Below are 14,046 nucleotides of genomic sequence, written 5' to 3'. Positions count from 1 at the left end.
GCCGACATGCCGCGAACGCTCATAAGAAAAAACCCCAGCAACTTCAAGACACTGCCGCTGCACGTCGAAGCCACCCCCGAAGGCCTGAGCTACCAGAGCGTCGGCATGCCGCTCAACTTTGCCCAGACCCTGCAACGGCGCAAGCCGGTGGAGGTGGCAGACCCCGAGCGTTTCGCCCTGGAACTGGCCAACCTCGGCGTGTCGGTGCGCCTGACCCTGCATTGGCAAAACAAGGATTACTGGGTGCTGGTGCGCCAGCGCCGCCAGGACCGTGGCGACGTGGTACTCAAGCTGATCTCAGGCTACGTGCCCGCCCATGAGCTGAACCTGCCGCTGCACACCGCCATCCAGGAAATTGCCGAAGAATGCCTGCTGGAGACGCCGGAAGGCTGGCTCGGCGGGCGCTTCAACGACACCTGGCTGCCGGCCCCCTACTCCGCCGCCCTGCATTACCGCGAAGCCCTGCCCTTTCGCCTCAGCCCGCTGTCCGGCGCGGCTCGCCCGGTGCGCTGCGCCACCACCCAGTTGATCGAACGCCCGCGCGCCTATGTGCACCTGCCCACGGCATCGCTGCAATTGATCTACGACCTGCGCCTGGAAGTGCCCAAGGAAGCCAAATCCCTGAGCCTGTTCCATGTGGACGAACGCCTCGAAGGCGACCAACTGGTCGCCCGCCTCGACCGTCAACGCCCGGACCTGTACCTGATGCCATTGAAAGACGGCCAGCCCCAGGCTGAGTTGTACACCGTCAAGAAAGACCAGTTGTACCCGGCGAGCATGCGAGGCTTGTACCTGGCGGAGAGCTTCGCCCAGCAGGAAGGCTGGCTGGTTCGTGAGGAGCGGATTCGCTGGAAGGATTGGCTGCGCCAGCAAGGTCTGGCAGAGCCTGAGAAAGAGTCGAAATTGAAACGCCTGGCCCAGCGGGTGCTGCGCAAGATCGTGCCGAAGAAAAAAACCAAGGCCTGACGCAAGCCAGCTCCCACAGCGATGGCGTTCAGCCTTTGAGCAAGCGCTCCAGGCCCACCTTCAACGGCGTGGGCTCCGGCAGTGTGAAGCTCGCCAGCAACCGCTGGTTGTTCGCCCGCGAATGCCGGATATCGCCGGAGCGTGCCGGCCCGTAAGTCACCGCCGGCAGCTTGCCGACGATGTCTTCCAAGGCCCGCAGCACATCCTTGAGCGTGGTGGTGCGGTTCCAGCCGACATTGATTGCGCCCAGCGGAGCTTCAGGCGCTTCAATAGCCTGCACCAGCAAATCCACCAGGTCCCCCACGTACATGAAGTCGCGGGTTTGCTCGCCATCGCCAAACACGGCAATCGGCACGCCCTGTTGCACGCGCTCGCTGAAGATACTGATCACGCCGGAATACGGCGATGACGGGTCCTGCCGTGGCCCGAAGATATTGAAGAAACGGAAGATCACCGGCTCCAGGCCATGCTGGCGACGGTAGAAATCGAAGTAGTGCTCGCCGGCCAACTTGTCGGACGCATAGGGCGTGAGCGGCGCCTTGGTGGTCTCTTCGTCGATCGAAGCCCCTTCGCCATTGTTGCCATATACCGCAGCGCTGGAGGCATACACCACACGCTTGACGCCGGCCTTGCGCATGGCTTCGCACACATTCAGGGTGCCGACGAAATTGCTCTGGTGCGTGCTGACCGGGTCATCCACCGAGGCCTGCACCGAGGCCACCGCTGCCAGATGCACCACCGCCGCTGCGCCGACAGCGGCACGGGCGACCCACTCGGCATCGGCCACATCACCTTCCAGCAGTTCGACGCGCGGATTGTCCAACGGCAAGTTACTGCGCTTGCCGGTGGAGAGGTTATCCAGTACCCGCACGCCGTAGCCTTTGGCGAGCAGCGCATCGACCAGGTGCGAGCCGATAAACCCCGCGCCGCCGGTGACAAGAACCTGCTTACTCATTGTTGCGGATCTTCTCGACAATGGCGGTGGTCGAGCTGTTCTCGACCAGGCCCAGCACCTTGACCTTGCCACCGTAGGCGCTGACGATGTCCGCCCCCACGACCTGGTCGACAGAGTAGTCGCCGCCCTTGACCAGCACGTCCGGCTTGACCTGGGCCAGCAGGTTTTCCGGGGTCGCTTCAGGGAAGCTGATCACCCAGTCCACCGCGCCCAGCCCCGCCAGCACCGCCATGCGCCGGTCGACACTGTTGATCGGACGGCCAGGGCCTTTCAGGCGGCTGACCGACGCATCGTCATTGACCGCGACAATCAGTCGATCCCCCTGGGCACGCGCCTGTTCCAGGTAAGTCACATGGCCGGCGTGCAGGATGTCGAAACAACCGTTGGTGAACACAATGCTTTCGTTGTGGGCGCGGGCATCGTCAATCGCCAGCAGCAATTGTTCGATAGTCAGCACGCCCCGCTCCGAGCCTTCGGAGCGCTGGATCGCACGGCGCAATTCAGGTGCGCTGATGGCAGCAGTACCCAACTTGCCCACCACGATGCCCGCCGCCAGGTTGGCCAGGGCCACGGCGTGGGGCAGTTCTTCACCGGCGGCAATCGAGGCCGCCAGGGTAGAAATCACGGTGTCGCCGGCGCCGGTGACGTCGAATACTTCACGGGCACGTGCCGGCAAGTGCATTGCCGGGTGGCCGGGGCGCAACAGGGTCATGCCGTGCTCGCCGCGGGTCACCAGCAAGGCGCCGAGGTCGAGGTCGGCCATCAGCGTCGCGCCCTTGGTCACCAGATCGTGCTCATCGGCGCAACCGCCGACGATGGCTTCGAATTCGCTGAGATTCGGCGTAATCAGGCTGGCTCCGCGATAAATCGAAAAGTCCTTGCCCTTGGGATCGGCCAATACCGGAATGCCCCGGGCCTTGGCGGCCTGGATCAGTTCCTGGTGGTTTTTCAAGGCGCCTTTACCGTAGTCGGACAACACCAGCACCTTGATGCCTTCCAGCAACTGATCGACCTGACCACTCAAGGCCAGGGCGTCGGTGGCGAAGGGTTCTTCAAAATCGATACGCAGCAATTGCTGGTGACGGCTCATCACCCGCAGCTTGACGATGGTCGGCTGATGGGCAATGCGCTGGAACTGCGCACGCACGCCAGCACCGCGCAGGCTGTTGGCCAGGCTGTCGGCGGCTTCGTCGTCGCCGGTCACGCCGACCAGCGAGGCCGGGGCGCCGAGCGCGGCAATATTGAGGGCAACGTTGGCAGCGCCACCTGGACGGTCTTCGATTTGCTCGACCTTGACGACCGGCACCGGCGCCTCAGGGGAAATCCGTGAGGTACCACCATGCCAGTAACGGTCGAGCATGACATCGCCGACCACCAAGACAGGGGCTTGATCGAATCGCGGCATGGACAACTTCATGGAGCAACCCACATACAAAATGAACAGGGGCGCGATATTAGCACAGGGTTGTGGGAGGTTTGCGGGAGGGTTTTGCAAGGAGCCGGCTTGCCGGCTCCTCCAGGGAGGTTCAGGTGATGTCGGCGGAAATCGGCGCATCCAGGCCCATGGCATGCAGGCGGGCGTAATAGCCGTTCTGTGCCAGCAGCTCACTGTGCGTGCCACGCTCGACAATTCGACCGTCGTCCATCACCAGGATCAGGTCGGCCTTCTCGATGGTGGACAAACGGTGAGCAATCACCAAGGTGGTGCGACCTTGCATGACCTTGTCCAGCGCTGCCTGTATGTGGCGCTCGGACTCGGTGTCGAGGGCCGAGGTGGCCTCGTCGAGAATCAGCAGCGGTGCATTCTTCAGGAGGGCGCGGGCAATCGCCAGGCGCTGGCGCTGGCCGCCGGACAGCAACACACCGTTTTCGCCAACCTGGGTGTCGAAGCCCTTGGGCAACTGGTCGATGAAGTCCTTGGCATTGGCGTCCGCCGCGGCCGCTTCAACGTCCGCCCGAGGCGCACCCGCCAGGTCGCCGTAGGCGATGTTGTTGGTAACCGTGTCGCTGAACAAGGTCACATGCTGGGTCACCTGGGCAATGTGTTTGCGCAGGTTGAGCAGCTTGTAGTCTTCGATCTCGACACCATCCAGCAGGATTTCGCCACTTGCGTGGTGGTAGAAGCGCGGGATCAGGCTGGCCAGGGTCGACTTCCCGCTGCCCGAGCGCCCGACCAGGGCGATCATCTGCCCAGGCTCGGCGGTGAAGTTGATGTCCTTGAGCACATGGCGCTCGGTGCCCGGGTAGGTAAAGTTCAGGTTGCGTACGTCGAGACGACCGCTGACCTTGTCGCGCTCGATGGTGCCGTTGTCGACTTCGACCTCTTCGTCCAACTGTTCAAAAATGCTTTCGGCACCCGCTACGCCCTTCTGGATCGTGGAGCTGACTTCCGAGAGCTGGCGAATCGGCTTGGGCAGCAGGCCGGCCAGGGTGATGTAGGCCACCATGTCACCGGCCGATGCGTCACCGCGAAGATAAAGGACCAGGAACATCAGCACCGCCATCGCGGTGTAGATCACCAGTTGCAGTGCCGGTGTGTAGATCGCCCCGGTGCGCGTCATGCGCAGTTGCTTGTTGGTGTTGCTCTGGCTGGCCTTGAGGAAGCGTTTTTCTTCGTAGACCTCCCCCCCGAAGCTGCGCACCACGCGGTAGCCCTGGATGGTTTCGGAGGCCACGTGAGTCACGTCGCCCATCGCCACCTGGATCTTCTTGCTCTGCTTGCGGAATTTCTTGCTGGCCGTGCTCACCATCACGGCGATCAACGGCAGGATGGCAATCATCACCAGCGTCAGGCGCCAGTTCATGTACAGCAGCGAGGCGAACAGAAAGATCACTGTCATGCCTTCACGAATCACCACTTTGATCGCATCGGTCGCCGCCCCCGTGACCATGGTCACGTTGAAGGTGATGCGAGAAATCAGGTGCCCGGAGTTGTGGTTGTCGAAGTAGCGATTGGGCAGCGTCAGCAAGTTGTTGAACAACTGCACGCGCAGGTCATGGACCAGGCCCAGGGACACCTTGGCCAGCAGGTAGTTGCCCAGGAACGAACCCAGGCCCTGCCAGGCGGCGATCAGGATGATCAGCAGCGGCACGGCTTGCAGCAGTTGCAGGTCCCGAAGGTACGGCACGGTAGGGAATAGCACGGCTTCAGGGTTGGAAAGGCCGTCGACGAAGTACTTGAGGATGTACCCCAGCATGGGCTGGGTCGACGCGAAAATCAGAAATCCGACGATACTCAGCGCGAACAAGCCGGCGTAAGGCTTAACGTAACTGAGCAGGCGGAAGTATATTTTCAAGCTCGAAGGGCTTGCGCTCGGACTGGAGTCGGTCATATCACGCGGCGTTTTGAAAAAGGAGGCTGACTTTAGCACAGCTTCTCTGTTGTACTTGCACCCTGCATGACCCTCAAACCGGTTGGCTCCAACCGGCGACATTATATAGCCACTACTTTATGATGGTCGGCTTTCTCAAATGGAATGGCTTTACTGTATGCACTCCAAGCGCCTGATCTATGGCTCAAATCGCGTTTTTGACTTCCTGGTCCTGTGGATCTTGCCCATTGGCTTGTTGCTGTTGCTGAGTTCGCTGTTCTTCGTATCCAACCGCAACGTGCTGCATCGAATCGTCTACATCCTGTTCAGCGTCCCGACGCTCTTCATGTTGTGCATGCGCCCCCGGGAGCTGAAAGAGTTACTGCGCGAGCCCCTGGCGCTCGCCTTTCTGGTCTTCTCCGCATGGGCCTTGACCAGCCTGCTGTGGAGCCCGGAGCCCACCACCGACACCGACCTGTTCAAGCGCCCGCTCAATACCTTCATGTTGTTTGGTGGCTGCGGGCTGTTGCTGCATTACCGCAACGAACTGTTCAAGCCGATCTTCTTCAGTGCGGCGGTAATCGCACTGGTGGTGAGCCTGTGCAACCTGGTGGCGTTCGTCAAAGGCTTCGAACCGGGCATGCGCATGATCGGTGGGCGTGGCGCTCTCGACAATCCGCTGCTCAGTTCTCATCTATTCGGTTTCTTCTGCGTCTACTGGTTGTATGTCTGCATGACCACCCAGCGCCTGAAAGTCCTGTGGTTCAGCGCCCCGGCTCTGGCAGTCATGCTCGCGGCGGTTCTGGCTACAGGCTCGCGTACACCGCTGGTAGCCCTGACACTGACCGTCCTGTGGATGACCTTCGTCAGCCGCAACCGCCGCTCGGCCCTGCTGATAGCAAGCCTGGTCCTGGGGGCTGCTGCATTGCTGCTGCTATACCCGGAATCCATTACCGAACGAGGCAGCTCATTTCGCTTTGAACTGTGGGGCATGTCACTGCAACGCATTGCCGAACATCCATGGATCGGCCACAGCTACGACTCCGAGCTCTACCTGACCCTGTCCGACGGCTATCAGCTGCGCGAGCCGCACAGCTTTGCCCTGGGCGTGTTGTATTACGTCGGCATCATCGGCTTTATCCCGTGGATCTTCATGATCGGCTGGGGGCTGTACAAGGGCCTGAAAGAACGCGCCCAGCCACTCTTCATCCTGGCTTCGTCGCTGCTGACCTATGGCATCGGCGCCGGGCTGACCGAAGGGGGTGGCATCCTGTCACGTCCGAAAGAGCACTGGTTCGTGCTGTGGATCCCGCTGGCGATCATTGCCGGCCTGAGCATCGCCCAGCGCCGCCACAGCCTGTTGCGCATGCCGGTACAAGCGCTCAAGCCCGCAGCTTTCGACCAGTTGTGCAGCAATGCCCACGTGATCGAAGCCGACGGGCTGGGTCCGAAAGTCCTGCGCCTGGCCGACGGCCGCTTCCTGAAGATCTTCCGTGCGCGCCACTGGTACACCTCGGGCAGCTTCAACCCCTACTCCGAGCGGTTTGCCAGCAACGCCGAGCAATTGCGCACCCTGGGCATCCCCACGCCGCAGATTCTAGGCCTCTATAGCCTGCGCGATGCCAGCACTGCCGTCAGCTACGCGCCACTGCCCGGCCTGACTCTGCGCCAGGCCCTGCAAGGTCTGGACAACAGCCTGCGTGAGTCGCTGATCGAACGTTTCGGTCAGTTCATGGCCAAGCTGCATGAGCGCGGTGTGTACTTCCGCTCGCTGCACCTGGGTAACGTGCTGTTGATGGATGACGGTGAGTTCGCCCTGATCGATATCGCCGACCTGCGCATCTTCCCGTCGCCGCTGCGCAACGCGTTGCGCCAGCGCAACCTGCGCCATATGCAGCGCTACCCACAGGACCGCGCCTGGTTGTTCGAGACACACTTCGAACAGTTGGCCAAAGGTTATGCGTCCGTTGCCAGCCAAGGCGCCACGGCGAAGATCCGCGCGCAAGTGCAGGCATTGACCAGCCCCGCCACCTGATAAAAAAGGCGACTATCACTGCTGATAGTCGCCTTTTTCATACCCCCCGCCGCCTCATTTCCTGAGGGGCGCCAGGTACAACCGCACCAAGCCACGCAAGGTCTTGCGCCCCCAGAACTTCAGCGGGATCTGCTTGAGGATCTCGCGCGCCAGTGGCCGGTCACGATCAGCCGTCTTCAGGAACATCGAGTTCAGGAAGTTGTAGCGCACCGCGTCATAGGCCGGGTGCTCGCTGAAATGGGCATAGGTCTTGAGAATGTTCTGGATCATATAGCGGTGGTTCTTGTAGGTGTTGCTTGCGTGCTGCCGATACTGCGCCATCACTACGCCGAGTGCGTCAATGGTGTAGCCCGCGGCGGTGATCTTCAATTGGATCAGCAGGTCTTCCAAAGGGATCAATGGGTCGAAGCCACCGACTTCTTCCAGCACTTCGCGGCGAATCAACATGGTCGGTGCCGGCGGGAAGGGCTTGCGGTCCATGAACATGTCGTCGAAATCCAGGCTGCGAAACGGTACGTCGCGGCGCTGCTTTTTCTCCGGGTGCAGGTTGCCGTCACCATCGATCAACTCGATATTGCCAGCGCACATGCCCACCTTCGGCTTCCCTTCCATGTAGGCCACCTGGGTGGCGATGCGGTCCGGCAACATGATGTCATCGGAGCCGAACGGGGCGATCAGGCTGCCCTTGGCGCGGGCGATGGCTCCGTTGAGCGTGGCGGTCAGGCCCTGGTTCTGCTGCACCTGGAAATCAAAGCCGTGCTCGGCCTGCAGGCGCTGGATGCGCTCGACACTGTCATCCTTGGAACCGTCATCCACCACCAGCAGCTCGATGTTAGGGTACGTCTGGCCAAGCACGCTGAGGATGCTCTCCTCGATGTACCGGCCGTGGTTGTAGGACGCGATGATCACCGAGACCAGGGGTTGTTGTGCTGTCATGCTCTACCTACTTCTTTCAAACCGGTTTCGATGAGGTTCAGGTACTTTTGCTGGAACTCGGCCAGGGCGTGGTTTTCTTCCAGATAACGGAATACCTGTTCACCCTTGGCGCGCAATTGCTCGTCGCTCATGGCCAGATAAGTGTCCAGGGCCGCTGTCAGTTGCTCGACATTGCCAGGCTCGTGAGACAAGCCACCCGCCCCTTCCACCAGCGGCAGCATGGCCGGCCCGTTGGAAGCAATCACCGGCAGGCGTCCACTCATGCCTTCGAGCAGGGCCAGGCCCAGGCCCTCAAGCAAGGAAGGCATGGTCCAAATATCGAAGGCGCGTACATATTTGAGGCCATCCTCGCGAAAGCCCAACAAGTGCGCACGGCCAGTGAGGCCAAGGCGCTCGATGTCCGCGCGCAAGTCGGCTTCGGCACGGCCGGAACCAATGATGCCGACTTGAGCGTCAGGGTACTTATCCTTGAGGCGGGCAAACGCTTGCAGCAGGTGCGTATGGCCCTTGATCGGCACCAGTCGCCCCAGTGCGCCGATGACTCGCGCGTCAAGCGACAGCCCGAGCGCCTGGCGCGCCTGCTCGCGCGGCAACTGCAAGGCACTGGCCTGGGGAATATCGATGGCGTTGGTTACGAAAGTGGTGTTCTCGCGGGTAAAGCCGCAGTTGAGGCCGATCAGGTAATCCCTGACTGCCGCCGATACCCCGACAAAACGCCAGGCCGGGCTGACCAGGCGGCGCGTCTGGCGCCGGCGATACGCGCGTTCGTACTCGCCGAAACCGTGGGAGATGCCGATGCACAACGGGATCTTCAACCAACGGTTGAGCGACAGCATCATGTTCACCGACTTGAAGCGGTTACAGATGACCACATCGAATTTCTGCTCACGGCAGTACTTGTAGATTTCCCACATGGCGCCCAGGCGGATGCCTTTGAGGGCCTTCTCGGGAAACTCGAAATACTTGGAATGATCCGCCACGCTCAACGGCTGGCCCGGCTGCGGTCGACCGCTCAGGAAGGCGGACGTCACCTCGAATCGCTCCGTCGGCAACGCCTTGACGATCTGCTCGCCGAGATCAGCGAAATCATTGAGCTTGACGTTGTAGTCAGGCTGCAACTGCAAAACCTTGAAACGAGGCTTCATATCACTCCATGAGGCAATCGGGCTACTGCACGCGGGCAGCCCGACGAAAAAAGTCAATTTCAGTCCTGCTTCAGCACCCAAAGCAGCTCGTGGCGGCGCACGGCCTTGCGGAAAAACTCGTTCTCGCCGTAAGGCGATGGACCACGGCCAGCCAGCCATTGCTGCAACAGACGACGCACCCGGCGCTTGAACGGTGCACGGGGCTGCAGATCATGCATCATACCCAGCGCCATGGCCTTGTCCTGCTGCTGGCTCAAGCTGAGCACCCGGCAATAGGGCTCAAGTACCTGGGCGGCATCGAACTGCGGCGGCAAAGCGATGCCGGCGCCTGAATCCCCCATGGGCCAACGGTCGTTATCATGCAGATGGTTGGCATAACCAAGCAACGTGGTCGGTTGCCACTCAAGCCCCTGCAGCGCCTGCACCACCGCGGTGTGCGCGCAGATATGGTCAGGGTGGGGGTCGAGCACTGGCGTCGGCAACACAATCACCTCGGGACGCGCCTTGAGCAACACCGCCCGCAGGTCGGCTATCAGGTTGTTCCAGGTCGGCGCACCGTCCACATCCCCCGGCAACGCCAAGGCATTGAACTGGCGGAACAGCCGCGTATCGTCCAACTGCGCTTCGCGCGATGCCTGGGGTTGATCGGGGGCGTCACGCATGGCCGACAGTTGCAGGCAGAAATACCCCAACTGCACGCAGTGCGCCTCGGGCACACCGGCCCAGCGCGGCACGGCAATGCTGTCCCAGGCACGCAGGCGCCCTTTGATCCGCGCCGCTTCAGCCTTGGGCAAGCCCATTTGCTGATAGTGCTCGGCCTCGATCTCACCTGCGGTCAGGGTCACGATCCAGCTTTCATCCGCCTGGCTGTACAGACCGAAGGCAGCCAGCTCAGCATCATCGGCGTGAGGGGCGATCACCATCACCCGCTGGCGGGCAGCATCTGGCTGGCGAAACACCCACAAGACCGGCTGGCCGATCACGCGACAAAAGCGCCCGCGCAGGCGCAGTTCACCGCCGGCCAATGCCGCCGCCGAACCGGTGAGATTGAGGCAACGCTTGCCGGCAACCCCGCGCTCGAACGCCTGGCGATCGTCCAGAAAATCAACTGCAGGATCAAACAAGCGCCCCCAGAGAGTGCTCTTGAGCTGCACTTCGACGATCAGCGTTTCATCGCCAGCCAGCTCGAGCGGTGTCTCTGCCAGCAACCTGCCGCCCTCCAGACGCAGCCCGACCTGCTGACCACTCGACGCAAACCTGTATTGGTAGTCGTCCTTGGGCGAATAAAACAGGTGGTCGGCAAACCAGGCTTCATGGGCCACCCACAGCACGACCGCGAGGATCAGCGGCAACCACCAGGCCACCAGCACACCGGTCGCGATCAACAGCAGCAGCCCGATCAGCAGCGCAATGCGTTTATTGCGCCGGTGGCGCTTGAGCAGTTGCTGTTTGCGGCTCATACGCTGAACACCGGCACCGGGTTGCACCAGCGCTCCTTGTACTCGCGGTCGGCACGCCCGAAGGAAAAACGCAGCGGTTTATCCACGGCCCGCGCCTGTTCCCAGGCACTTTGGGTGTTGAGGAAGCTCAGCACACTGCCGGGGCTGAATGCCCGGGTTTCAGGGTCGACACCGCCATTGACGTACTCGATGCTGATCCACTCCGGCGCCTCGACGCGGTATACCAGTTGTACGGCGATCGGCGCATCGTTGAGAAACAGGACCGAGCCGATCAGGAGCTCTTTGAGCAGCTCCAGCACCTCAGCCAGGCGCTCGGCGCCTGTGGCGGCAAAGCCCCAGCGGCGCTGGAACAGATCGCAGTAGATCGCCGACAGCTCCACACTGGAAAACTCGCTCACCGCCCGCACCACGCCGCCCGCCTCTTCCAGCAGACGCAGTTCGCGGCGCTGGTTGTAGCGAAACTTCTTCGACAGGTCTTCGGGGGTACGCGCCATGGCCAACTGCTCGGCCTGGGACTTGAGGGTGCTGATGCGGCCCTCGTTCAGCGCTGACAGGTAGCGCCCGCGATGGCGCACCGGCAACTGGGCATGGGCAGTGATCGGCAGGATGATCTCAGCATTGCCCAGGTCAAACAGGCCTTTCTTGCCGCTGCGCTTGAGTACGTCCTTGGACAGGGCCAGGTCGCGCCCCCAGGTGGCAATCGCCCCCCGGAGTTCGCCGTCCTGTTCCCAGCCCAGGTAACGCACCGGAATCTGCGCCAAGCCCGCCAAGCGTTCGACAACCTGCGGATGGGTCGCAACGCTGCCGCCAAACCGCTGCCAGGCCTGGGCGTAAACCTCGGCCTCGACAGGCGCCCAGCCACGCTCACGCCACGCCTGGAAGCGGTTCAGCATTTAGACCACGGCGTCATAAGGGTCCACGCCGTCCTTGACGACCAGAATGTCTTCCATGATCAGGTATTGCAGGTCGGAGCCGAAGAACATGTTCAGCGCGTCGGTCGGCGAGCAGATCATCGCTTCGCCGCGACGGTTGAGCGAGGTGTTCAGGGACACGCCGTTGCCGGTCAGTACTTCGAGCTCTTTCATCATGTCGTAGTAGCGCGGGTTGTACTCGCGCTTGAGCACCTGAGCGCGGGAGGTGCCATCTTCATGGACCACTTCCGGCACGCGGGTCTTCCACTCTTCGGCCACTTCAAAGGTGAAGGTCATGAAGGGTGCCGGGTGGTCGACCTTGATCATCTGCGGCGCGACGGTGTCGAGCATCGACGGGCAGAAAGGCCTCCAGCGCTCGCGGAACTTGATCTGGTGGTTGATGCGATCCGCCACGCCGGTAGCGCTCGGGCAACCGATGATCGAGCGGCCGCCCAATGCACGCGGGCCAAACTCCATGCGGCCCTGGAACCAGGCCACCGGGTTGCCGTCGACCATGATCCTGGCGATGCGCTGGGGCATGTTCTCGATCTTGCGCCAGTTCGGCTTGCTCTCATGCCTGGCGCACGCGGCGATCACGTCTTCGTTGCTGTAGGACGGGCCGAGGTAGACGTGTTCCATCTTCTCCACCGGCACACCCCGGGCGTGGGACACGTAGGCCGCCGCGCCCACGGCAGTACCGGCATCGCCGGAGGCTGGCTGTACGAACAGCTCCTTGACGTCATCACGGGCGATGATTTTCTGGTTCAGCTTGACGTTCAGCGCGCAGCCGCCGGCGAAGGCCAGCTTGCCGGTGTCCTTGAGGATGTCGCCCAGGTAGTGGTCGATCATCTGCAAGGCCAGCTTCTCGAACAGCGCCTGCATGCTGGCGGCGTAGTGGATGTACGGCTCGTCGGCGATATCGCCTTCGCGCTTGGGACCCAGCCACTCGATCAGTTTTGGCGAGAAGTAGAAACCCTTGCCCTTCTCTTTATAACGGCGCAGGCCGATGACGTTGGCGTAGTCGGTATTGATCACCAGCTCGCCGTTCTCGAAGGAGGCCAGGCGCGAGAAATCGTACTTGCTGGCGTCGCCATACGGCGCCATGCCCATGACCTTGAACTCACCGTCGAGCATCTCGAAACCGAGGAACTCGGTGATCGCGCCGTACAGGCCGCCCAGGGAGTCCGGGTCGTAGAATTCCTTGATCTTGTGGATCTTGCCGTTTTCGCCGTAGCCGAAGAACGTGGTGGCGTACTCACCTTTACCGTCGATCCCGAGGATCGCGGTTTTCTCCTGGAAGCCGGAGCAGTGGTAGGCGCTGGAAGCGTGGGCCAGGTGGTGTTCAACCGGTTCGATCTTGATTTTCTTCGGATCGAAGCCCAGTTGCTCCAGGCACCAGACGATCTTGTTGCGATAGCGCTTGTAGCGACGGTTGCCCATCAGGATCGCATCAAGGGCGCGGTCCGGGGCGTACCAGTAACGCTTGGCGTAATGCCAGCGCGCCTCACCGAACAGGCTGATCGGGGCGAACGGGATCGCCACCACGTCAACGTCGGAAGGCTTGATACCGGCCTGTTCCAGGCAGAACTTCGCCGACTCGTAGGGCATGCGGTTCTTTGCATGTTTGTCGCGTACGAAGCGTTCTTCTTCGGCGGCAGCGATCAGCTTGCCGTCGATATACAAGGCTGCGGAAGGATCATGGCTAAGGGCGCCGGACAGGCCAAGAATCGTCAATGCCACAGGGGTCTAGCCTCTTTTAGTCTGCATGCAGGCGGGTTGCGCCTGAAAAAAGTGTGCTCCCCGCCTGGGCGGGAAACAGCTAAAGGGCGGGATTATAGCGTAAAAGCGAAAGGAAGCTGTTAGCGGCGAGCGTCAAGAGGGATCAGCGGAAGATCTCGATGCTGCCGTCCCGGCTTTGACGGTAAACGGTGTAGGGCAGCACCAGGGTGTCCAGCACGCCGGAGGCGACAAACTCGACCGCGACAAAGGGTAGCATGCTCCCGTCATGGTCGATCAGGCTCTTGTCCTTCAGGCTCTTGTCGGGCGCCGGCTCCCCATTGAGCGTGCAGAACCCGTAGATCACCCCGCTGTAGATGCGCGGCACGTTTTCGCAGTGACTGCGCGAGTCCTTGAGGTTCTGGCTGGTGACCGCGTCGGGCCGGAAGACCGTATTGATGGTTCCGCAGCCCGTCAACACAAGCGACAGCGCACTGCACAAGACTTTCGACCCCATTCTCATGACCCTCTCCTTATGGCCCGTCCGCCATTGTTATTGCCAAGGCTGACCACGCTACCATCGCCAAGGTGGGTGACCCAAAGCAGCAAAA

11 protein-coding genes are annotated in these 14,046 nt (G+C 61.6%); 2 read left to right on the top strand and 9 right to left on the bottom strand.

Going from position 1 to position 14,046, the window contains the following annotated elements:
• Window positions 1-6: 6 nt before the first annotated feature.
• A complete protein-coding gene (locus tag BM026_RS11420; RefSeq protein ID WP_093528578.1) occupies window positions 7-966 on the top strand; it encodes a metal ABC transporter ATPase in 960 nt (319 codons plus the stop codon).
• A gap of 28 nt (window positions 967-994) precedes the next feature.
• Here BM026_RS11420 and BM026_RS11415 read toward each other — a convergent pair whose 3' ends face one another.
• The 3 genes from BM026_RS11415 to msbA all read right to left on the bottom strand — a co-directional run bounded on the left by BM026_RS11415 (window position 995) and on the right by msbA (window position 5,253).
• The gene (locus tag BM026_RS11415; RefSeq protein ID WP_071492299.1) at window positions 995-1,921 is read right to left on the bottom strand and encodes an NAD-dependent epimerase/dehydratase family protein; all 927 of its coding nucleotides are present in this window, start codon (window positions 1,919-1,921) and stop codon (window positions 995-997) included.
• Window positions 1,914-3,338 (bottom strand): bifunctional D-glycero-beta-D-manno-heptose-7-phosphate kinase/D-glycero-beta-D-manno-heptose 1-phosphate adenylyltransferase HldE, encoded by a 1,425-nt coding sequence (gene hldE / locus BM026_RS11410; protein ID WP_093513448.1) that lies wholly within the window; start codon window positions 3,336-3,338, stop codon window positions 1,914-1,916. Before hldE ends, BM026_RS11415 begins: the two co-directional genes overlap by 8 nt.
• Window positions 3,339-3,447: 109 nt before the next feature.
• Window positions 3,448-5,253 carry a lipid A export permease/ATP-binding protein MsbA gene (gene msbA, locus BM026_RS11405; protein ID WP_093121291.1) on the bottom strand — a complete coding sequence of 602 codons (1,806 nt, stop codon included), beginning with the start codon at window positions 5,251-5,253 and terminating at the stop codon, window positions 3,448-3,450.
• A gap of 157 nt (window positions 5,254-5,410) precedes the next feature.
• Between msbA and BM026_RS11400 the strand changes: the two genes are divergently transcribed.
• Window positions 5,411-7,267, top strand: a complete 1,857-nt coding sequence (locus BM026_RS11400; RefSeq protein WP_092246570.1) for an O-antigen ligase family protein — start codon at window positions 5,411-5,413, stop codon at window positions 7,265-7,267.
• A 54-nt stretch (window positions 7,268-7,321) separates the two neighbouring features.
• On the opposite strand, the gene BM026_RS11395 is transcribed toward BM026_RS11400, so the two are convergent.
• The 6 genes from BM026_RS11395 to BM026_RS11370 form a co-directional block, all read right to left on the bottom strand.
• Window positions 7,322-8,203, bottom strand: coding sequence for a glycosyltransferase (locus BM026_RS11395; RefSeq protein ID WP_092246568.1), 882 nt, complete (start codon window positions 8,201-8,203; stop codon window positions 7,322-7,324).
• Window positions 8,200-9,348, bottom strand: coding sequence for a glycosyltransferase (locus BM026_RS11390; RefSeq protein ID WP_093528575.1), 1,149 nt, complete (start codon window positions 9,346-9,348; stop codon window positions 8,200-8,202). Before BM026_RS11390 ends, BM026_RS11395 begins: the two co-directional genes overlap by 4 nt.
• Before the next feature lie 59 nt (window positions 9,349-9,407).
• Window positions 9,408-10,808 (bottom strand): PIG-L deacetylase family protein, encoded by a 1,401-nt coding sequence (locus tag BM026_RS11385; protein WP_093528572.1) that lies wholly within the window; start codon window positions 10,806-10,808, stop codon window positions 9,408-9,410.
• Complete coding sequence (locus BM026_RS11380; protein ID WP_093528569.1) at window positions 10,805-11,701, bottom strand: GNAT family N-acetyltransferase; 897 nt, start codon at window positions 11,699-11,701, stop codon at window positions 10,805-10,807. Before BM026_RS11380 ends, BM026_RS11385 begins: the two co-directional genes overlap by 4 nt.
• Window positions 11,702-13,459, bottom strand: coding sequence for a carbamoyltransferase family protein (locus BM026_RS11375; protein WP_092246556.1), 1,758 nt, complete (start codon window positions 13,457-13,459; stop codon window positions 11,702-11,704).
• Window positions 13,460-13,601: 142 nt separating this feature from the next.
• Window positions 13,602-13,958, bottom strand: coding sequence for a YceK/YidQ family lipoprotein (locus tag BM026_RS11370; RefSeq protein ID WP_092246553.1), 357 nt, complete (start codon window positions 13,956-13,958; stop codon window positions 13,602-13,604).
• Window positions 13,959-14,046 lie beyond the last annotated feature (88 nt).

The sequence above is a fragment of the Pseudomonas sp. NFPP24 genome (assembly GCF_900112095.1).
Classification (GTDB): domain Bacteria; phylum Pseudomonadota; class Gammaproteobacteria; order Pseudomonadales; family Pseudomonadaceae; genus Aquipseudomonas; species Aquipseudomonas extremorientalis.
The sequence above is the reverse complement of the archived record's forward strand: the minus strand, read 5'-3'. Positions and strand labels throughout refer to the sequence as shown.